The organism is Flavobacterium anhuiense, assembly GCF_004151235.1.
In the GTDB taxonomy this organism is placed as follows: domain Bacteria; phylum Bacteroidota; class Bacteroidia; order Flavobacteriales; family Flavobacteriaceae; genus Flavobacterium; species Flavobacterium anhuiense_A.
In genome coordinates, this window is the sequence record NZ_JUIV01000002.1 from 82,183 (window position 1) to 102,816 (window position 20,634).

Sequence of the window (20,634 nt, forward strand, 5' to 3'; positions counted from 1 at the left end):
AATCCCTTGTGCTTTGTCTTTTGTGGGAACAAACAAGCTTTATCAGTCCCAGTGCTCTGTTTTTATTAGGGTTACAATACAGCTGAATCAATCCCTTATGCTTTGTCTTTTATGGGAACAAACAAGCTTTATCAGTCCCAGTGCTTTCTTTTTTTGAAGGGTTGTATCTAGCTTTCCCAATCCCTTTGTAACAAATTTAAAAAAAGACTGTTAAAAAAATGTTACATAATTTTCATCTCTATTTTATATATTTCACATGTTGTGTTAAAAAATCATACATAATTATCTTAATATAAGTGTTTTAAGAATAGTTTCTGTCAAGGATTTCCTTTTTTTGTTAAGTTTAATTTATTTTCAAAGAGCAAAACCTGTTCTCCTAGTCTATATTTTAAGTATTTTTGAATCCTATTTCTATAAACAATGGCCTTACAAATAAAAGAGCTTAAAACCATTGAAGATATGGTAGCTCAAATCCATACGATTCGATTTTTATATCCAAATATATCTATTGAGAAATATGAAACATTTCTGGCTGAAATGCTCCCGCATAATTATATTCAAATTGCAGTATTTGAAGATGACATTTGTCTGGGTCTGACTGGCTGTTGGTCGGCTACAAAACTTTGGACAGGAAAATATCTTGAGATTGACAATTTTGTCGTTAATCCAGAATATCGATCTAAAGGTATTGGAAAAATGCTGACCGATTATATAGAGAAAAAAGCCATTGAGTTAAATTGCAGCAGTATCGTTTTAGATGCATTTACAGGGAATTTTGGAGCACATCGATTTTATTATAATCAGGGTTATGCTCCGAAAGGATTTCATTTTGTGAAAATTTTGGACGAAAAGAAATTAACGGTTTAAAAACAATAGAAGTTTTCTTTATTGCATCAACAAAAACACCATTAAACAAAAGAAATGGTTATTTTTGTCTTACAAACATTATTAGAATTATATTTTGGGATTATATAAAAATCTATTCAAGCAAACGGCAATTTACGGACTGGCTACAGTTTTACCGAGAATGCTGAGTTTTTTATTAGTGAGATTATATACAGGAATTTTGCCTACTGCTGAGTATGGTGAAGTTTCGATTGTATTGTCTTGGATGGTTTTCTTTAACGTGGTTCTTTCTTACGGAATGGAAACTGCATTTTTTAGATTCTATAGTGCCGAAGAGGACAAGAAAAATGTAATCGCAACTTCTACCATTTCTATATTTTGGACCTCAATAATCTTTCTTTTTGCTGGATTGATTTTTAGAAATACACTAGCAAATTTAGCCGAAGTTGATGTTCAATACATTACTTATACGGTATGGATTTTAGTTTTAGACGCACTAGTTTTAATTCCATTTTCAAAACTTAGAGCCAATCAGAGACCAATGGTTTATGCGGCTATCAAGATTGGAAATGTTGTTATAAACTTATTGCTGAATATATTTTTCTTGATGTATCTTCCAAAATTGGCAGAGGCAAACCCAAATTCTATTTGGGATAATTTATATGTTCAAAATTTCCAGATTGCTTATATTTTCATTGCCAATCTTCTGGCAAGTTTAGCAACTTTTGTGGTACTTTCTCCAAATTATCTTTCGCTTGGACGAAAATTCGATCCTGTACTTTGGAAAAAAATGATGAAATACGGACTTCCGATTTTGGTTGCCGGATTGGCTTTTGCAGTAAATGAACATTTCGACAAAATCTTATTGGGTTATTTACTTCCTGAAAACTTGGCAAAGTCTGAAGTTGGAGCCTATTCTGCCTGCTACAAATTAGGATTGTTTATGGTTCTTTTTGCTACAGCTTTTAGATTAGGAATTGAGCCTTTCTTTTTTAGCCACGCCAAAAATGAAAATGCTCCGCAGACTTACGCGGTAATTACGAAATACTTTGTGATTTTAGGATCATTAATTTTATTGGGTGTAATTGTTTTTGCGGACGTTTTAAAATATTTATTATTAGACAACAAATCCTATTGGGAAGCGATGAAAGTTGTGCCATTAATTATTTTGGCAAATTTCTTTTTGGGTATCTACAACAATTTATCGGTTTGGTACAAATTAACAGACAAAACAAAAATCGGAGCTTACATTTCTATTGTTGGAGCTATTGTTACCTTGATTTTAAATTATCTTTTAATTCCGAAATACAGCTATTACGGATCTGCAATTGCTACTATTTCAGCTTACGGAAGTATGATGCTTATTTCTTATGTTTTAGGAAATAGATACTATCCAATTCCTTATGATATGAACAAGATTGGTGCTTATTTAGGTGTTTCAATAGTATTTTCAATAATCTCATTTTACGGATTTAGAGAAAAATATTATGTTGGAATTCCGCTTCTTTTAATCTTTATGTACATGGTTTACCATTTTGAAAAAGATACTATTAAAGGAATAATGAAAAGAAAATAAGACGCTTTAAAAAATTATATTCAAAAAATGAAAATTCAAATTATCAATAAATCACAGCACGATTTACCAAACTACGAAACGATTGCTTCTGCAGGAATGGATCTTCGTGCCAATATTATAGAACCTATCACGTTAAAACCTTTAGAAAGAACTATTGTAAAAACAGGACTTTTTATCGAGTTGCCGATTGGTTATGAAGCACAAGTAAGACCAAGAAGTGGTCTGGCTGCTAAAAAAGGCGTAACGGTTTTGAATTCGCCAGGAACTGTTGATGCAGATTACAGAGGAGAAATCGGAGTAATTTTAGTAAATTTATCTAATGACGATTTTGTAATCGAAAATGGAGAGCGAATTGCACAGCTGATTATTGCAAAACACGAAAGAGCTGAATGGATTGAAGTTGAAACACTTTCTGAAACATCAAGAGGTGAAGGAGGCTTTGGAAGCACTGGAGTAAAATAATAGAAAAACAAAGACCAAACCCAATGAAGATTTTTAGAGATCTTCCCATAAAAATCAAATAAAGAATGAAAATAATTGTGCCAATGGCAGGCCGCGGATCAAGATTGAGGCCTCATACATTAACGGTTCCAAAACCTTTAATTCCAGTTGCAGGGAAATCTATCGTACACCGTTTAGTTGAAGATATTGCCAAAATATTAAAAGAACCAATTGAAGAAGTTGCTTTTATTTTAGGAGACGAAGCTTTCTTTGGAGATGATGTTGTAGCAAGTTTAGAAGATCTAGCAAAAGGATTAGGAGCAAAAGCTTCCATCTATCGTCAAGATCAGCCATTAGGAACTGGACACGCTATTATGTGTGCAAAAGAATCTCTTTCTGGTCCAGCTGTAATTGCTTATGCAGATACTTTAATTAGAGCAGATTTTGAATTAGATCCAGAAGCAGATGCGGTAATCTGGGTAAAACAAGTAGATCAGCCAGAGGCTTTTGGTGTTGTAAAACTGAACCAAAATAATGAAATTATAGAATTGGTTGAAAAACCAAAAGAGTTTGTTAGTGACTTAGCTGTTATCGGAATTTATTATTTTAAAGAAGTTGGAATTTTGAGAAATGAACTTCAAAATGTTTTAGATAATAATATTCAGAATGGTGGAGAATACCAGATTAATGATGGTATCAAAGCGATGATGGCAAACGGAAAAGTTTTCAAAACAGGAAGCGTAGATGAGTGGATGGATTGTGGTAACAAAGACGTTACAGTTGAAACAAACACAAGAATGCTTGGTTTTCTTCACAATGATGGAGAGCATTTAGTAGATTATGGTGTGACTTTAGAAAATTCAACAATTATTCCTCCTTGTTATATTGGAGAAAATGTTGTTCTGAAAAACACTATAATCGGTCCAAATGTTTCTCTTGGAAAAGGATGCCACGTGTCAGACAGTACAATCAAAAATAGTTTGATCCAGACTTATTCTCAAATTAAAAATGCTGCTTTAGATAATGCAATGATCGGAAATCATGTAAGTTACGATGGAAAATTTACAAGCATCAGCATTGGAGATTACGCTGTTTTAGAATAAAATAAAAATTGAGAAAGTTTCGTTTTGTTTAAAATGTAATTTTTAGAAATGATTAAAAAAGGAGTTTTTACAATATTGGTTTTTGCTTTATTCAGCACATCATTTTCGGTTTTTGCTCAGACAGAACCCGAGGATATTGCTATGGCAACAGACGAATATCAAGACTCATTTTATGAATCATTAAAACAAAAAGGAATTGAAAATTATGATAAAGCCATTGTATCATTGGAGAAATGTATTAAACTTAAACCCAATGATGCAGTTGCTTATTTTGAATTAGGAAAAAACTATTTTGCGCTTAAAGAATATCAAAATGCACAAACCGCTTTTGAAAAAGCTACACAGCTTGATCCTAAGAATAAATGGTTTTGGCTCGGAATTTATGATGTAAGCTATGAGACAAAAAACTATCCTTTGGCAATTGAAATTATTCAAAAAATAATTGTTTTTGACGAAGAATATAAAGACGATTTGATTTCGCTGTACATGATCACCAATCAGTACGATAAGGCATTGATCGCGATTAACGAAATGAACGATAAGTTTGGAAAATCTTCAGACCGCGAAATTTACAAGGCTCAGATTTTATCGCAAGGGAAATATCAGAATGCTGAAATTGACAATCTAATTCAGCAGATTAAAAAAGATCCGAAAGAAGAATCCAATTATTTGAATCTTATTTTATTGTATTCAAAAAACAATGAAAATGAGAAATCGCTTGAAGTAGCAAAACAGTTGGCTAAAGAAATTCCAAATTCAGAATGGGGACAGGTAAGTTTGTTTAAAACTTATTTGGATGCCAATCAGGCAGATAAAGCTTTAAAATCGATGAACGTGATTTTAGCAAGTTCAAAAATCGATTCAAAAATCAAACATAGAACTTTGAATGAATTTTTGATTTATGTAAATAAAAATCCACAGTATTCTGCCGATTTAGAAAAAGCTATTTCTTATTTTGATAATGATAAAGAGGTTGACGTTGCCAAAGAAATTGGAAAATTTTACCATAGCAAAGGACAGTTTGAAAATGCGATTAAATATTATGAAAAAGATTTAAAAGCGAATTCAGATACAGATCTTGAAACCAATATGCTATTGTTGGATGCCTATGCGCAGGCAAAACAATACGAGCCAATGACCAAAAGAGCCATGATGCTGATTGAAGTTTATCCGAGTCAGGCTCAGTTTTACTATTATGCAGGTTTAGGGAGCAATCAGCAGAAACAATTTAAAAATGCAAAAACCGTCTTAGAAATGGGTCTTGATTATGTAGTGGATGACGTAAAATTAGAATCAAATTTTAATATTCAGTTAGGAGAGGCATACAATGGATTGGGAGATGCGAAGAAAAAAGAGGAATACTTTTTGAAGGCAAATGAATTATTAAAAAAGAAAAAATAAAATTTAGATGAAAAAATATATATCAATACTAGTATTGTCTATTGCCGTAGTTTCATGCAAATCCAAAGCAGTAGCAGTGCAAGGAAATACAAGCCAGACAATTGTAGAGAAAGAAGACAAAAAAGTAATTGAAAAACATTACGACAACAAGTTAGATTTTTCGACTTTGTACATAAAAGCAAGTGCAAAATATGTTGATGAAAAGCAAAGCCAGAATGTTACAGCTGAAATTAGAATTGAAAAAGACAAGCAGATTCTAATAAGTGTTCGTTTTTTAGGAATCACAATGGCTAAAGCTTTAATAACTCCTGATGCAGTAAGTTATTATGAGAAAATAAACAGTACTTATTACGAAGGAGATTTTACTAGTTTAAGTAAATGGTTAGGAACAGATTTAGATTATAGTAAAGTTCAAAATCTATTGGTTGGAGAAGCTTTTGACGATTTAAGAAAAGGAAAATATACTCAAACAATCGTAGATAATTTATTCAGACTTGACGAAGAAAAAGATGCTAATTTAAAAAAGACTTTTTTCTTGGATGGAGAGAAATATTTAATTCAGAAAGAAGAGATTTCGCAACCATCTGAAAATAGAACATTACAGATTGCTTACTCAGACAGCAAAACTTTTGACCAGGGAATACTTCCAACGAGTATTGAAATCAATGCAGTACAGCCCAAAGGGAAAACAAGTATTAATTTGAATTACAACAATATTTCATTTAATGAACAACTTACTTTTCCTTATAGCGTTCCGAGCGGTTATAAAAAGATGACAATTAAGTAAATTTGCAAAAATAAAAACAGAAACATGCCAAAATTTCTCCTAAGTCTAGTTTTAATTTGTGCCACTACATTTGTATGGGCGCAGGATTCTCAGCAAGAAAAACTGGAGCAGCGTAAAGCTCAAATTCAGCAGGAAATCAGAGATAACGAAAAGATGTTGCAATCTGTTCGAAAAAAAGAGAAATCTGCCGTAAACGAATATTTAATTCAGGCAAATAAAATCAAACTTAAAGAGAAATTAATCAATACAACAGCAAAACAAGAAAGGCTGATTAGTAATGATATGTACATTAATCAGGTTCAGGTAAATAAACTTAAAAAAGAACTAAAAGTTTTAAAAGAAGACTATGCTGAGATGATTTTAAAATCATACAAAAGCCGTTCTGAGCAAAGCCGAGCAATGTTCATTTTATCTTCTGAAAGTTTTTTGCAAGCTTATAAAAGAGCACAATATTTAAAGCAATATACTGCATTCAGAAAAAATCAAGGTCTTGAAATTCAATCAAAAACAGCTCAGTTAGTTGATTTTAATGCTAAATTGGATGGGCAGAGACAAGTAAAAAAGAAGATTATTGCTGAAAATCAAAAGGAGAAAGTTACTCTAGAAGCAGAGAAAAAAGAGCAGCAGAAATTGGTTAATGCCCTTAAAAAAGATAAAAATAAAATTGCTGCTGATATTCGATCAAAACAAAATGAAGCGAAGAGAATTGACAAACAGATTGACCGATTAATCCGTGAAGCGATTGCAGAAGCAAATAGAAAAGCGGCAGCCGAAAGAGCAAAAGCAAATCCAGGTTCTAGTGAAGCAAAAGCACCAGTTTCTTCTTCAAAAATCGCACTAACTCCAGAAGATAAAATTCTAGCAGCAGACTTTAAAGCAAACAGAGGAAGATTGCCTTGGCCAGTAGAAAAAGGATTTATTTCGCTTGGTTATGGAGATCAACCACACCCGCTACATCCTTCAATCACTGTTCATAATTCTGGAGTTGAGATTACTACAGAGGATGGAGCAAGCGCTAGAGCAGTATTTGCTGGAGAAGTTTCTAAAGTTATCGTATTGTCGCCAGTAAATAAAGCAGTTGTGATTCAGCATGGAGATTACTTTACGGTATATCAAAACTTAAGTTCGGTTTCGGTAAGTCAAGGAGATAAAGTGACAACTAAACAGACTATAGGAAGAGTTAGAACAAGTGGAGATACAGGAAAAACAATTATAAAATTCCTGATTCTACAAAATACATCAAACAATAATCCGGAAGGATGGCTGCAAAGCAGATAAAAAATTAAGGGAGCACTTAGCTCCCTTTTTTATTCAATTATAATTTAATCATATTGTTCTAGAAAATATTTTACAACATCAGTAGTTGTCACAATTCCTTTTAGTTCGCCTTTATCAACAACAGGGAGTGCATGGAAATCTTCTTTCACAAAAATTTCTGCTAAATCTCGAATGATAGTATCAGACGATACTGTTTTTGGTTTTGAAGTCATTACTTGAGGAACAGTCAACATTTCTAATATGGCTTCATCAGCATTGTCTTGACCTTCAAACAAAGCACCAAAAGTCAATCGGTTAATATCTGTTCGGCTGATAATTCCAATTACTTCTTTGCCTCTTACAATTGGAATGTGACGAATTGTATTTGCTTTTAGTTTTTCGACCACTGTTTTCAGATCATCTTTTTCGTTTGCAGTCACAACAGTTTTTGTCATAATGTGGCTAATTGGTTCTCTTTTTTTCATGATAGATTAGTTTTATATTTATATCAAATATGTAGAATAATTCCCTCAAGTGCTATGACCTTTATCAGCTTTTAAAACAATTAAAAGAACATGTAATACGACTAAATTTTAGTATTTTTGCAGTATGGAAACAAATAGACAGAAAAAAATAGGCGGTGTTCTTCAGAAAGATCTGGTTGACATTTTGCAAGGTGAAGTGAGAAAAAACGGAATTACAAACTTGGTAATTTCAGTATCCAAAGTAAGTGTAACTACAGATTTATCTATAGCGACAGTATATTTAAGCATTTTTCCTCAAGAAAAAGCCAAAGAAACTTTAGAAGCCATAAAAACAAATTCAAATTTAATCAAACATGATTTGGCACAGCGTGTACGTTTACAATTGCGTCGTGTTCCGAATTTGGTATTCTTTATAGACGATTCTCTAGATTATATAGAGAAAATTGACAATGCACTTGCAGGAAAAGAAAACCCAATAGAAAACCGTGATCTTTTAGAAAAAAGAAGAAAGTCATAATTTGAATTTCCCTTTATACATAGCCAAACGTTATATTTTTAGCAGCAGTAAAAATAATGCTATCAATATTATCAACCGTATTGCCAGCATGGGAATCATTGTTGGTACAATGGCTTTGTTTGTAGTTTTATCTGTTTTCAGTGGGTTAAAGGTTTTTAGTCTTTCGTTTACAAACGAAATCGATCCTGATTTAAAATTGACAAGCACTTATGGAAAATCATTTTTAATTACGCCCGATCAGGAGAATCAAATCAAAAAAATAGAAGGTGTTGCTTCTTACACCAAAATCATAGAAGAGCGTGTTTTATTTTTATTCAAAGACAAGCAGCAAGTTACGTATTTAAAAGGGGTTGACAGTTTATATCCAGTTGTTAACGATATCAAGAAAAAACTTTTTAATGGTCAATGGCTAAAACCAGATAGTTTTCAAGTTGTAATTGGTTATGGTTTAGCTCAAAATTTCTCCATGGGAATTTTGGATTTTGAAAATCCGCTACAGATTTTTGCTCCAAAACCAGGAAAGGGAGGGATCGAAAATCCAGAAGAGGCTTTCAATAAAACAGATGTTTTGCCTGTTGGGATTTATTCCATCAGCGAAGATTTAGATTCAAAATACGTATTTGCAGATTTAGGTTTAGTGCAAGAATTGTTAATGTACAAGCACAATCAAATCTCGGGATTAGAATTTAAATTAAAAGAAAACGCAGATGAAAGCGCTGTAAAATCAAAACTTAATTCTATTTTTAAAAATAAGATCACTTTAAAAAATAGAGCTCAGTTAAACGAGTCTTTATACAAAATGCTCAATACTGAAAATATCGCGGTTTATCTCATATTTACCTTAGTAATCATTGTAGCACTTTTTAATTTGATTGGCGCCTTGATTATGATGATTTTAGAAAAGAAAGGAAATCTAAAAACACTTTTCAATTTAGGATCAGATATTGGTGATCTTCGAAAAATATTTTTGTTGCAAGGAACTTTATTAAGCGTATTTGGTGGCTTGATCGGACTTATTTTAGGTATTATTCTCGTGATATTACAGCAGAAATTTGAACTTATCATGATTACGCCAACTCTGGCTTACCCAGTTGTTTTTACAGTAGAAAATGTTCTTATTGTTATGACAACAATTATCTCTTTAGGGTTTGTTGCTTCGTTAATTGCAAGCAGTCGCGTAAGTAAAAAATTACTAGATTAATTTCTCCTTTAAAAATATTACTTATATTTACCGCCTTGAAAATCTACAGCATATGATTGTTTCTGCCTAATCCTATTTTATTTTTTAGAATAATTAGGATACTTACGTTTTACTTTTTTAGTTCAGATTAAAGATACATCTGGACCAATTTTATCATTTATCCTAAAATATCATGACAGAAACATCTATAAAAGAAAGTTTTATTTCCAAAATTTTTACCACAATTAAACAGGCTTTAAAAGGCGACGAATCTTTTGACTATACTTCTGGAAGTATAAAAAAAGCAGTAATTCTATTGGCCATTCCGATGGTTTTAGAAATGATGATGGAATCGGTTTTTGCTTTGGTCGATTTATATTTCGTCGGACATTTGGAACACAGCAGTTTTGCTATTCAGACGGTTGGTTTAACCGAATCGGTGTTGACAGTAATTTATTCTCTCGCCATAGGAATGAGTATGGCAGCAACAGCAGTTGTAGCGAGGCGTATTGGAGAAAAAGATCCTGTTGCAGCAGCAAAAGCTGGAATGCAAGCCATTATTATAGCATTTGCAATTAATGGTGTATTAAGTATTTTCGGAATTATATACGCAAAAGAGATTTTGATTCTGATGGGTTCTTCTGTAGAATCTGCCGAACATGGTTTCCGATTTACTCAAATTATGATTGGTTCTAGTTTATGCATTATGCTTTTGTTCTTAATAAACGGAATCTTTCGTGGAGCTGGAAATGCTGCAATTGCAATGAAAAGTCTTTGGATTGCCAATATTTGCAATATCATTTTATGTCCGATTTTAATTAACGGTTTTGGACCAGTTCCTGCTTTCGGACTAGTTGGAGCGGCTTTAGCAACTACTATTGGAAGAAGTATTGGGGTTTTATATCAGGTTTATCATTTATTTTTTGGCAACGGAATTTTAAGAATCAAGATTCCATATTTTGCTCCAGATTTTACACAGATAAAAGCTTTAGTAAAAATTGCGGCACCTGGAATTTTACAATTTATAATTGCTTCTTGCAGCTGGATTTTCTTAGCACAATTAGTCGCAACAACAGGAGGCGATCATGGTTCTGCGGGATATCAGACTGCTTTGAGAATTATGATGTTTTTCATACTTCCCGCTTGGGGATTAAGTAATGCAGCAGCCACTTTGGTTGGACAAAACTTAGGAGCCAAACAAATTGAACGTGCCGAAAAATCGGTTTATACAACAGCCAGATATAATGTAATTTTCATGGCTTCAATTATGATTATTACTTTGGTTTTCGGACAATATATTATTTCGTTTTTCACGAATGATCAGCAGGTAAAAACCATTGCGATTGAAGCATTGCAAATCATGAGCATCGGATTTATTTTCTACGGAATTGGGATGGTTTTGATCAACACTTTCAATGGAGCAGGAGATACTTGGACACCAACAGGAATTAACTTTTTTGGTTTTTGGCTGTTTCAAATTCCGTTGGCTTTTGTTTTAGCGAAGCATTTCAATATGGGACCAACTGGAGTTTTTATAGCTATTCCAGTTGCAGAAACTGCAATTACTTTGACGGGAATCGTTTTCTATAAAAGAGGAAAGTGGAAGAGAGTTCAAGTATAATAAAAAGAAAAAGACCTTCAAATTTGAAGGTCTTTTTTATGTTTTAAACAAACTCGTATCCTGCATACACTTCTTCGATTTCTTTCATAATCGCGAATAAATCTTCAGGAGCATCTGTGGTAACTAGTTTTTGTTTGAATTCTTTAAACGAATGAATTCCTTTGAAATAGTTCGTATAATGACGTCTCATTTCAACAATTCCTAAGCGCTCGCCTTTCCATTCCATTGACCATTGTAAATGATTTCTAGCCGCTTCAACACGATCAATAACCGTTGGAGCTGGTAAGTGTTCGCCTGTCTTGAAATAGTGTTTGATTTCGTTAAAAATCCACGGATAACCAATTGCGGCACGACCAATCATGATGCCATCAATTCCGTATTCATTTTTATATTTCAATGCTTTTTCTGGACTGTCGATATCACCATTTCCGAAAATAGGCATTGTAATTCTTGGATTGTTTTTTACACGCGCAATATGCGACCAGTCAGAATGGCCTTTGTACATTTGAGCACGAGTTCTAGCGTGAATTGTTAAAGCTTGAACACCAATATCTTGAAGTCTTTCAGCAACTTCATCAATGTTAATAGAGTTTTCATCCCAGCCTAAACGGGTTTTTACTGTAACAGGCAAATCAGTTCCTTTGATAACCGCTTTGGTCAAACGAACCATCAAATCGACATCTTTTAAAACTCCAGCACCTGCGCCACGGCAAACGACTTTTTTTACTGGGCATCCAAAATTGATATCCACTAAATCTGGTTTTACAGTCGAAACAATTTTAGATGACATTTCCATTGCTTCTTCATCACCACCAAAAATCTGAATTCCAACAGGACGTTCGTAATCAAAAATATCCAGCTTCATGCGGCTTTTTATAGCGTCACGAATTAATCCTTCCGACGAAATAAATTCAGAATACATTAAGTCAGCTCCGTGCGTTTTGCATAACCTGCGAAACGGCGGATCGCTAACATCTTCCATCGGTGCTAGTAGTAAAGGAAATTCGGGTAGTTCTATGTTGCCAATCTTGACCATCTTCGTAATTTTTTGCAAAATTACAACATTTAGTTCAATTAAAAAGATTCTAAGTTTCTAAGATGCTAAGGTTCTGAGTTTTTTATCCTTATTTAATATTAAAAAAGAAAAACTTAGAACCTTAGAATCTCAGTATCTTAGCAACTTAGAACGAAGTTCTGTAGTCAAAAAATCGAATTGGTTTTCGGCTCATTGGATTAAAAACCAATGGATTTAAAACTTCTTTTGAAGCAAATTCTATTTTTGGCGTAACTCTTAATTTGGCTCTAAAATGATCTTTTATTTCCTGTAAAAATTCTGGAGTTTGATTTTTAACTGCAATTTTGATCAAGATTTCATCAGTACCTAAATCATTGGTTGAAATTTCGATAAGGTGATTTTCGATATTGTCAAAACTGCTCAAAACATCATTCATCGCTGGCGGATAAAGTGTTGTTCCTTTATATTTAATCATTTGTTTTTTGCGCCCGACAACTGGGCCAACACGTAAAGTATTTCTTCCGCAAGCGCAAGGCTCGTCATGAAACTGAACCATATCGCCTGTTTTGAAACGGAGTAAAGGCATCGCCTCAATTCCTAAAGTAGTAAAAGTAAGTTCTCCAGTTTCTCCATTTTTTACAGGCTGATTATTTTCGTCTAAAACTTCTACAATGATCAATTCTGGGTGATGATGTCCGCCTTTTCCGTGTTCGCATTCTGTAAAAGCAGTGCTCATTTCGGTAGAAGCATAAGTCGAAAACAACTTAATATTCCATTTATCTGTAATTTTTTTGGATAAAATATTCATCGAGAAATCCTGTTCTCTCAAAGATTCTCCAATACATATCGCACCTTTTATGCTAGAATTATTATAATCGATTCCATGCATTTCGGCGTATTCAATTAATTTCAAAAGGAAAGAAGGAACCGTAATCAAATAACTCGGATTGTATTTTAAAATCGAATCCCATTGCATTTCTGGAATTCCGGCTCCAACACGAATTACTCCCACTTTCAGTTTTCGAAGTCCGAGAAAATAGGCAAGACCAGCCATAAATTTTCTATCGATTGTCGTCATCAATTGAACAACATCACCTTCTTCAATTCCAGCACAGGCAAAAGAAATGGCTTCGTTGTAGGCTAAACGATCCAAGTCAGAATCGGTTAGACCAAAAGTTACAGGATCTCCTAAAGTTCCTGATGTCGAAGCGTAATCGATAATTTTATGCTGTGGGACACACAAAAAATCATCATTGTATTGCTGTAAATCTTCTTTGGTTGTAACAGGCAAATGCTGTAAATCTTCCAGCGTTTTTACTTTCGAAATATCAATATTCTGTCCTGCAAAAAGTCTTTTATAAAAAGGAGAATTCTCGCTGATATAAGCTAAAAGTTCGGCTAATTTTTTTTCTTGAAAAATTTTAATCTCTTCTAAAGAATCTTTTTCTATTGCTGGAATCATTGTAATTTTCTTTTGACTTTTTTTAAATATTTTTCAATCTCTTCTTTTTGAGGAGCCGTGGTGATTTCGTGACTTAAAGCTTTTTCAAAATTAAGCTTTGCCTGAAGAAATTCCTTTTTTTGGTAAAAGTACAATCCTACCTTATAATATACAACCCAATAATCGGGGTTTAATGCTTGATAATTTTGGAGAAATTCTGCAGAAACAGTTTCTTTCTTTTTCAAAATAGAGTCTATTTTGTGATCTTCCATTTTGAATTTTTTAAAATTCTGAAAGGCAACTGTTTCTAAAAAAGGATCTTTGGCAATGTTTAGATTTTCCTTTTGAAAAGATTTTGTTGCATTTCTGTTTTCACCAAAAATTTCATTTAAATCATAACATATAAACTCGCCCAATTGATACGGATTTGCCGAAACCCAAACCAATCTTTCTTTTGGTTTAAATATAATTCCGTGATGCGCCAGCAGTTGGTTCAAGGCTTTTTCGTTTCCATATCCTAAAAAAATATCTTTTAAACCTTCTTTGTTTCGAAGAATTTCCGAAGCAATTTCAGGATTTACTTTTGAATTTTCAGATAGCAATTCCTGCATTCTTTCGTAACGGTATTCAGAATGGCTGTTGGCAATTTGTTCCAGATTTCTTTTATCTTCTTTGAAAGCTTCACCTTGAAAATGATTGGAACAAATTAATTGATCACTGTTTGGAACATCATAAACGTCCATTTTATTTGGCGAAACTTCAATCAAAATCGCTTTGTTGTCATTGGTACTTCCGACCATAATTGATTCAGAGACAAATACTTTTCTTTTTTTTGCGATTGCAACAGCCTCATCTAAATTTTTAGCATGCTGTAAAATTTCACGAGTCAAGATTGAAATCGGAGTTTTCGCGCTAAGCGGAATTTTAGATTTAGAAGCATTTATCGTTACAGTCAATCCTTCATAATTCATTCCAGAAACGGCACCAATCATTCCAGGCCAAGTTACCATCATAAAAGGATAACCTTCTTCTGGTTTTATAAAGGCAGCTATTTTATTTTCCGCGAAAGCGTCATTGACATAAAAATCAAAATTTCGAGCCAAAATTAAATTCCCATCTTCCGATTTTTCGTTCCAAGCCGCAAAAGAAGAACAGCCAACCAAAGCAAGATCTTGTAAAGCGTGCCCAATATCGTGCGCGGCATGCAGATATAAACTGCGCTGATATTGCGGTGCGATATTATCAAAGTCATTTGAAGTGTATTGCGAAACGCCATAAATTTCCGTTTGATATTCGTCAGGAACATTCAAATACAATTTTCGATTGTACCATTTCAAGAACTGACGAAGCAGTTTTTGCTGAAATTTTGACGGAATTAAATCGGTAATTTTAGAGAAAAAAATACGCTGCTGTTTGTGCAAAAGCGAATCGGTCAGAGCGCCAGTCGAAAGTCCAATTTCTAGCGGATCGCCTTCTACATATAATTCCCAAAGGCCTTGTTTATTTTTTACAAGCGAATTTTTTCCAGTAATAAAAATACTGTCAGATAATTTGTTTACAACAGGTTTTGTATTGTTTAAACCCGTAAGATCGGGAGTGTGTTTTTTTGATTTTGAAGTACCGCAGGAAGTCAGCAAACTTAAAAAACCGACGAAGAAAATATATAAGATTCGGTTTTTCATAAATAATTTATTCAGATGCTTTTTTAATTTTTTCCAGCAGATATTCTTTTCCTACAATTTCAGAGCAAGTTATGACCGCTCCAACCGTAACACCCAAGACACCGTGCATATTAATACTTTGGCCTGTAAGATAAAGATTTTCTATCTTAGTTTTGTTAGGAATCAAAGTTTTCATTGGATTATTGGAATCTTTAACATATCCGTACATATTTCCGCCGTCTCCGCCAATATAATCGCGATAGGAAAGCGGGGTAGAAGTATAAACGGATTGGATGCAATCTCTAATTCCGGGAAATTTTTTTTCGATTTCTTTTAAAAGCTTTTCGGCTTTTTCAGCTTTGAAATCTTCGTAACTTTTGCCGCGATCATTTTCTTCAAAAGTGGTATTAAAAGTATCTTCCCAAGTTTTGACATCTTCATATTTCATATAAGTCAAAACCGTTATTCCATCTGCCCATTCCTCATCTTTTTTTGACGGATTCATTGAAGCCATAAAAGTTTTTGGCCATGAGTTTTCGTCATATTCGTGCGCGGTCCAAACATCATTTGCACTTTTAAAATGGTAATAATTATGATTGATGTATTTAAAAGTTTTGGGTTTAAAAACAATGTATAAACTGAAAGCAGAAAGTACGTTTTCGAGATTTTGAATTCTATTGAAAAATGGTTTTCTGAAGTTTTCCTGACCAGCCATTTTCAAAGTCGTTTTCGGCTCGATATTCGAAATAAAAAACGTTCCCGAAACCTCAGTTCCGTCTTTTATTTTTACGGAATTCACCTTTTGGTTTTCAACTTCAATTTTTATGACTTCTTTATGTTTGAAGAATTCGCCTCCATATTTTTTTAATTGTTTAAGAAGCTGTTTTGTAATTTGGCTTCCGCCATTTATGCATCGCCAAGAACTTTCAATGTATGAATTGGCAATAAGTGCATGTACATAAAAAGGTGATTTTTCAGCTATTCCAGCATACAGAAAATTAGATCCAGATAAAACCGCTTTCAGTTTTTCATTTTTAGTAAAAGAATCGATAGTTTCTTTCGCGTTAAGCGCTAAAATCTCATCATCGTATTTTCCCTGAGATTCCAGATTGTAAAGCGGAAATGTTTTGCAAACTGCTTTTATTTTCTGGCAATACTTTTCTAAATTCTCTTTTTCTTCAGGAAAAAATTGAGTGAGTTTTTCAATGAAATTCTCGAAACCCTGAGCGTGTGGATATTCGGTTTTATCGTCATCAAAAGAAATTATATCAAAACCATTTTCATCCATTTTTTTCAGATTCAAATGATCCATTATTCCGATATATTTGAAATATTGATGAAGATTCTGGCCTTCGCCTAAACCTCCGATATAATGAATTCCGGTATCAAATATGGTTTTATCTCTTACGAAAGTCTGCAGATTTCCGCCGTATTGATTGTTTTTTTCGAGTACACAAACGCTGTAGCCTTCTTTTGCCAGAATAACAGCAGAAACCAGTCCGCCTAAACCGCTGCCAATTATAACTACATCGTACTGTTTTTTCATTATTTTTTCTTTAAAACAACTAAGGCATTTTCTTCAGAAACCAAGTCAAAATCTTCAAATTGATTTCTTAAACGAGAACAATTCACTAAAATTACAGAAGTAACGTTCGAAATTACTTTCTCGATTTCATCTTCTTGACTTTCATCCGAAACCAAAAGAACATCATAATGATTTTCAAGTGCCGATTCTAGGTTCTCGAGATATAATATTTTTCTTTTTGTAACGATATAATTCGTTTTGGCAACTAGCAATTTTTCTTCATCATTTATAAAAGAAAATATTTTTCGTTGTGGTTCCTGCAAAGCTAGCAAAACATCCAATTGCCCGTAATCATTTCCTAAATGCAGGATTTTTGATTTTGGCGCAATGTGTTTATTTAAATTATAATAGACTTCCAGATTCTGTTTCAAATCTTTTTTTACGCTATTTCCAATTTCGATTTCTTTATAATCGTAACTGTTAATGAGCATTGTTTTAAAATAATCTGGGCCTTCAAGTTCTTGTCTTATTTTGCGGTATTCAGATTTAAAGAAAGTACTGATTTGCTTAGTTCTTTCGGTATAATTGGTTCCAAAAGAAAGATTTTCTGGTGTAATTCTTTCTAAGATGGTAACCGTCAATTTTCCGTGATGAATGACAAAATCACCTTTTGGAATTAATTCTGACGCGCCATGAATTACAATAGGAATAATATCCAAATTAAATTCTTCAGCAAGGAAAAATGCACCTTTGTGGAATCTTTTTACAACATTGTTTTCTGATCTTGTTCCTTCCGGAAAAACCATCAAAGAATATCCTTCGTTGACTTTTTTACGCAAATGTTCCACTCCGCCTTCAAGACCTTCAGAAACAGGATAAAAACCTGCTTTTCTCACAACGCCGCCAAAAATAGGAGAGTTGTAAACCCAGTCGCTCACCAAGAAAATGATTTTCGGACTTAGCATTCCGATTGCAAGAATATCCAGAAACGAAGAATGGTTGGCAATAATTACCGCTGGTTTTTCGAAAGTTTCATTGAAATTATTAACGACTTTTTTGCGAATAAACGGATTTGAATACAAAACCGATTTCATGAATTTTGAAATCACATATCGGAAAGTTTTCATTTTTGATTTTTTGCTGAAAGGCAAAATCGGCATAATCGTAAAACTGAAAATCGACATTACGATTCCGCCCAAACCATAATACGCAAATGAAATTACGCCATGAATGAAAGTTCGCAATTGAAATGGCGGATTTCCTTTTTTCGGACGATTGGATAAAAACAGTTTGAATAAAATCGGATAGAAAATAAAAGTAATGATCAGCGCAGCAAAAACTCCGATTAATGAAACCAGTGAAATGGAAGTAAGTGCAGGATGTTTGGCAAAAATCATCGCGCCGATTCCTAAAATGGTTGTGATTACCGCCAGAATAATTGAGGTTCTATAAATGGCAATTTCGTTAACGCCATTAGTATATTCTTTTTGCAATGCACTGGTCATGAAAATACTAAAATCGACTCCATGACCAAAAATTAAGGTGCAGACAATCATACTGAAAATGTTCATCTGAATGCCAAAAATGCCCATAATTCCAGCCGTTACAATTCCCGTTAAAGCAATTGGAATACAGCTGATAATTACTAATTCGATTCTTCGGAAAAAGAAAAACAGAATTAAAATGACAGCAACAAAAGAATAATTTACCAGTGAATTAAAATCGGTTTTTAGATTGCTGAAAAATGTTTCGTTCATCTGCTGACGGTCAATTGCAATTACGTTTTCTTTTGCGGAGGCCAATTTTACAAAAGCATCTCGCTGTTCTGGCGATACTTTTACTAAAGTTGAAATGGTATAAAAGCCATTTTTTTGGGTTACAAATTCTTGTAATTGAAGTGCTTTAATTTTTAAAAATTCATCTGCCGAAACAGGCTTGAAGTCAAAATCTAAATGATCAAAAAATAAATTGTAAGTTGTGGGTTTAAAGCCAAGTTTTGAACCTTCAGCAATTAATTCTGATTGTATGAATTGTTTTTTTTGCGGAGTCCAAAACGAATTCCACTTTTCAATTTTTTCGATTTGTTCTTTTTGAGCAAGCACAATTCCGCCAACAGAACTGAAATTTAAAATTCTCTCCTGATTTTTTTCTTTGGATAAATCGTCAAAAAGTTTGCTATTATGCTGCAAAGCTTCTTCAATAGTTTTTCCGTAAGAAGCAACATAAATCGTTTTGGAAGTTAAACTCGTACTTTCTTCCAATTGTTTTTCGGCCGCTTTAATTTCTTTCGGAATAAAATTTAGCTGTGATAAATCGTTATTAAAACCAACATCATTATAAGTGAAACAGCAAATTATGGTAATGATAACACAAAGTGCGATTAAGATTTTATTATTGTGAAAAGAAAAATGAGCCATTTTATCGATCACATTCTTTTTATGATCTGCAGGATTTTCTTTTGGTTTGTATAAATGCGGAACAATTAAAAGCGAGAAAACAGCAGAAGCCATAACGATAACGGCGGCAAAAATTCCGAGATCATTTAGCGCATCCGATTTTACAAAAAGCAGACACAAAAACGCAACAGCAGTAGTAGAACTACTCATAATGACAGGCATTGTAATGTCTTTGTACAAAGTTTTTACATCGCTGTTATGTTTGTAATGTGTGAGAATATGAATGGAATAATCAATCGTAATTCCGAGTAAAATAGAACCGATTCCTAATGAAATTGCTGAGATTTGTTCTCTAACGAAGTATAGGAACGCAACCGCAAACAAACCTCCAAAAACTGTCGGCAAAAATATAATCAGCGGAATTAACAGTTTTCGATAAAATAAAATTAGGATTAGCATTAAGGTAAACATCGCAATTGAAGTCGTGAGAATAATATCTCCCTTAATTTGTTTAGCATTGGCAACGGCAATTAAAGCGGAACCAAAATAACTGACAGAAGTTTTTCCTTTAAACTGTGTATTTAAATTTTCCTGAATTGATTTTAGTTTTTCAGCAAAAATGGTATTCTTTTCTGTCTCGCTAGATGGAATATTGGAAGTGATAAAAAGCAATAATTTCTTTTTATCCTTTGTCATTACAAAACCATTTTCAAGCGTAAAATCGTCTCCAATATTTAATTGCTGTAATTTTTTTAAAGCGATAAAAGAAATCCCAAACGGATCTTGCAGAATAAAATCTTTGGTAATAAATCCAGACGGAGAAATAATCGATTTGTAATTTCCTTGAACGGTTTCTGCAATACTGTCTTTTTGGAGTTTCTTTTCGATAGCATCATAATCTTTGTCATCTAGAAAAAACGGCAAATTATTGTAAACAAAATCAATAGTTTCCTGAATGTTTTCTTCGTCAATTTTTCCTTGAATTCCCGTTATGTATGGTTTGCAGGATTTGGAAACGCTGTCAGAAAACGCAGTTGCCATTTCTTTTAGATCTTCTGTAGAACCATTTTTATCCAAACTGAAAATTACGGTGGTTTTATCGGCAAAGTTTAATTGTTTTAAAACTTTGGCGGTAACATCGGTTTTATCATTTGTTGGAATAAGTTTGGTAATGTCTTCTTCAAACTTTAATCTTGAAGCGAAAAATCCAAAAAACAAAAGCATCAAAATAGCCAATAGCACCGAAAGAGATTTTCTTCGATTAACAAACAAATGAATGGCGTAGAAATATTGATGCATGATTATCGCTTAAGTTTTTTAAGCCACGAATTTCACGAATTTTCACGAATTAATTTGTGCTAATTTGTGAAATTCGAAGGAAA

Annotated in this window: 16 protein-coding genes; 10 read left to right on the forward strand and 6 right to left on the reverse strand. The window is 33.2% G+C overall.

The features are described from left to right. The first annotated feature begins 420 nt into the window (after positions 1 to 420). From NU08_RS03165 to NU08_RS03195, 7 genes are all read left to right on the forward strand, one after another. Positions 421 to 867, forward strand: coding sequence for a GNAT family N-acetyltransferase (locus NU08_RS03165; protein WP_129745826.1), 447 nt, complete (start codon positions 421 to 423; stop codon positions 865 to 867). Between the two features lie 94 nt (positions 868 to 961). Continuing rightward, positions 962 to 2,422: a lipopolysaccharide biosynthesis protein gene (locus NU08_RS03170; protein ID WP_129745827.1), complete on the forward strand. Its 1,461-nt coding sequence runs from the start codon at positions 962 to 964 to the stop codon at positions 2,420 to 2,422. A 27-nt stretch (positions 2,423 to 2,449) separates the two neighbouring features. Continuing rightward, the gene (gene dut, locus NU08_RS03175; protein ID WP_008465845.1) at positions 2,450 to 2,884 is read left to right on the forward strand and encodes a dUTP diphosphatase; all 435 of its coding nucleotides are present in this window, start codon (positions 2,450 to 2,452) and stop codon (positions 2,882 to 2,884) included. A gap of 65 nt (positions 2,885 to 2,949) precedes the next feature. Continuing rightward, positions 2,950 to 3,966, forward strand: coding sequence for a sugar phosphate nucleotidyltransferase (locus NU08_RS03180; protein WP_129745828.1), 1,017 nt, complete (start codon positions 2,950 to 2,952; stop codon positions 3,964 to 3,966). Positions 3,967 to 4,014: 48 nt separating this feature from the next. Then, positions 4,015 to 5,367 carry a tetratricopeptide repeat protein gene (locus NU08_RS03185; protein ID WP_129745829.1) on the forward strand — a complete coding sequence of 451 codons (1,353 nt, stop codon included), beginning with the start codon at positions 4,015 to 4,017 and terminating at the stop codon, positions 5,365 to 5,367. 7 nt (positions 5,368 to 5,374) lie between these two features. Beyond that, the gene (locus tag NU08_RS03190; RefSeq protein WP_129745830.1) at positions 5,375 to 6,154 is read left to right on the forward strand and encodes a DUF4292 domain-containing protein; all 780 of its coding nucleotides are present in this window, start codon (positions 5,375 to 5,377) and stop codon (positions 6,152 to 6,154) included. Positions 6,155 to 6,178: 24 nt separating this feature from the next. After that, entirely contained in the window at positions 6,179 to 7,432 is a 1,254-nt protein-coding gene (locus NU08_RS03195) for a murein hydrolase activator EnvC family protein (RefSeq protein ID WP_129745831.1), read from the forward strand. Between the two features lie 44 nt (positions 7,433 to 7,476). Here the strand turns inward: NU08_RS03195 and NU08_RS03200 are convergent, their stop codons facing one another. Next, positions 7,477 to 7,896 carry a CBS domain-containing protein gene (locus tag NU08_RS03200; protein ID WP_129745832.1) on the reverse strand — a complete coding sequence of 140 codons (420 nt, stop codon included), beginning with the start codon at positions 7,894 to 7,896 and terminating at the stop codon, positions 7,477 to 7,479. Between the two features lie 124 nt (positions 7,897 to 8,020). Here NU08_RS03200 and rbfA point away from each other — a divergent pair, with 124 nt between their 5' ends. The 3 genes from rbfA to NU08_RS03215 all read left to right on the forward strand — a co-directional run bounded on the left by rbfA (position 8,021) and on the right by NU08_RS03215 (position 11,214). Then, entirely contained in the window at positions 8,021 to 8,413 is a 393-nt protein-coding gene (rbfA, locus tag NU08_RS03205) for a 30S ribosome-binding factor RbfA (protein WP_008465852.1), read from the forward strand. Between the two features lies 1 nt (position 8,414). Beyond that, positions 8,415 to 9,614, forward strand: coding sequence for an ABC transporter permease (locus NU08_RS03210; protein ID WP_129745833.1), 1,200 nt, complete (start codon positions 8,415 to 8,417; stop codon positions 9,612 to 9,614). Between the two features lie 172 nt (positions 9,615 to 9,786). Then, on the forward strand, positions 9,787 to 11,214 hold the full coding sequence (locus NU08_RS03215) for an MATE family efflux transporter (protein ID WP_129745834.1): 1,428 nt from the start codon (positions 9,787 to 9,789) through the stop codon (positions 11,212 to 11,214). Positions 11,215 to 11,257: 43 nt separating this feature from the next. On the opposite strand, the gene dusB is transcribed toward NU08_RS03215, so the two are convergent. From dusB to NU08_RS03240, 5 genes are all read right to left on the reverse strand, one after another. Then, positions 11,258 to 12,250 carry a tRNA dihydrouridine synthase DusB gene (dusB, locus tag NU08_RS03220; RefSeq protein ID WP_129745835.1) on the reverse strand — a complete coding sequence of 331 codons (993 nt, stop codon included), beginning with the start codon at positions 12,248 to 12,250 and terminating at the stop codon, positions 11,258 to 11,260. 145 nt (positions 12,251 to 12,395) lie between these two features. Next, positions 12,396 to 13,691 carry a phenylacetate--CoA ligase family protein gene (locus NU08_RS03225; RefSeq protein ID WP_129745836.1) on the reverse strand — a complete coding sequence of 432 codons (1,296 nt, stop codon included), beginning with the start codon at positions 13,689 to 13,691 and terminating at the stop codon, positions 12,396 to 12,398. Continuing rightward, complete coding sequence (locus NU08_RS03230) at positions 13,688 to 15,352, reverse strand: C45 family autoproteolytic acyltransferase/hydolase (RefSeq protein ID WP_129745837.1); 1,665 nt, start codon at positions 15,350 to 15,352, stop codon at positions 13,688 to 13,690. Before NU08_RS03230 ends, NU08_RS03225 begins: the two co-directional genes overlap by 4 nt. Positions 15,353 to 15,359: 7 nt before the next feature. Then, positions 15,360 to 16,877, reverse strand: a complete 1,518-nt coding sequence (locus NU08_RS03235; protein ID WP_129745838.1) for a phytoene desaturase family protein — start codon at positions 16,875 to 16,877, stop codon at positions 15,360 to 15,362. Beyond that, positions 16,877 to 20,551 carry a 1-acyl-sn-glycerol-3-phosphate acyltransferase gene (locus NU08_RS03240; protein ID WP_129745839.1) on the reverse strand — a complete coding sequence of 1,225 codons (3,675 nt, stop codon included), beginning with the start codon at positions 20,549 to 20,551 and terminating at the stop codon, positions 16,877 to 16,879. Before NU08_RS03240 ends, NU08_RS03235 begins: the two co-directional genes overlap by 1 nt. Positions 20,552 to 20,634: the final 83 nt, after the last annotated feature.

Excerpts from the sequence above, each read along its gene's own strand:
- NU08_RS03195 (WP_129745831.1), top strand. The coding sequence starts at position 6,179 with ATGCCAAAATTTCTCCTAAGTCTAGTTTTAATTTGTGCCACTACATTT.
- NU08_RS03240 (WP_129745839.1), bottom strand. The coding sequence starts at position 20,551 with ATGCATCAATATTTCTACGCCATTCATTTGTTTGTTAATCGAAGAAAA.
- NU08_RS03225 (WP_129745836.1), bottom strand. The coding sequence starts at position 13,691 with ATGATTCCAGCAATAGAAAAAGATTCTTTAGAAGAGATTAAAATTTTT.
- rbfA (WP_008465852.1), top strand. The coding sequence starts at position 8,021 with ATGGAAACAAATAGACAGAAAAAAATAGGCGGTGTTCTTCAGAAAGAT.
- NU08_RS03190 (WP_129745830.1), top strand. The coding sequence starts at position 5,375 with ATGAAAAAATATATATCAATACTAGTATTGTCTATTGCCGTAGTTTCA.
- NU08_RS03235 (WP_129745838.1), bottom strand. The coding sequence starts at position 16,877 with ATGAAAAAACAGTACGATGTAGTTATAATTGGCAGCGGTTTAGGCGGA.
- dusB (WP_129745835.1), bottom strand. The coding sequence starts at position 12,250 with ATGGTCAAGATTGGCAACATAGAACTACCCGAATTTCCTTTACTACTA.
- dut (WP_008465845.1), top strand. The coding sequence starts at position 2,450 with ATGAAAATTCAAATTATCAATAAATCACAGCACGATTTACCAAACTAC.
- NU08_RS03185 (WP_129745829.1), top strand. The coding sequence starts at position 4,015 with ATGATTAAAAAAGGAGTTTTTACAATATTGGTTTTTGCTTTATTCAGC.
- NU08_RS03200 (WP_129745832.1), bottom strand. The coding sequence starts at position 7,896 with ATGAAAAAAAGAGAACCAATTAGCCACATTATGACAAAAACTGTTGTG.
- NU08_RS03215 (WP_129745834.1), top strand. The coding sequence starts at position 9,787 with ATGACAGAAACATCTATAAAAGAAAGTTTTATTTCCAAAATTTTTACC.
- NU08_RS03230 (WP_129745837.1), bottom strand. The coding sequence starts at position 15,352 with ATGAAAAACCGAATCTTATATATTTTCTTCGTCGGTTTTTTAAGTTTG.
- NU08_RS03180 (WP_129745828.1), top strand. The coding sequence starts at position 2,950 with ATGAAAATAATTGTGCCAATGGCAGGCCGCGGATCAAGATTGAGGCCT.
- NU08_RS03165 (WP_129745826.1), top strand. The coding sequence starts at position 421 with ATGGCCTTACAAATAAAAGAGCTTAAAACCATTGAAGATATGGTAGCT.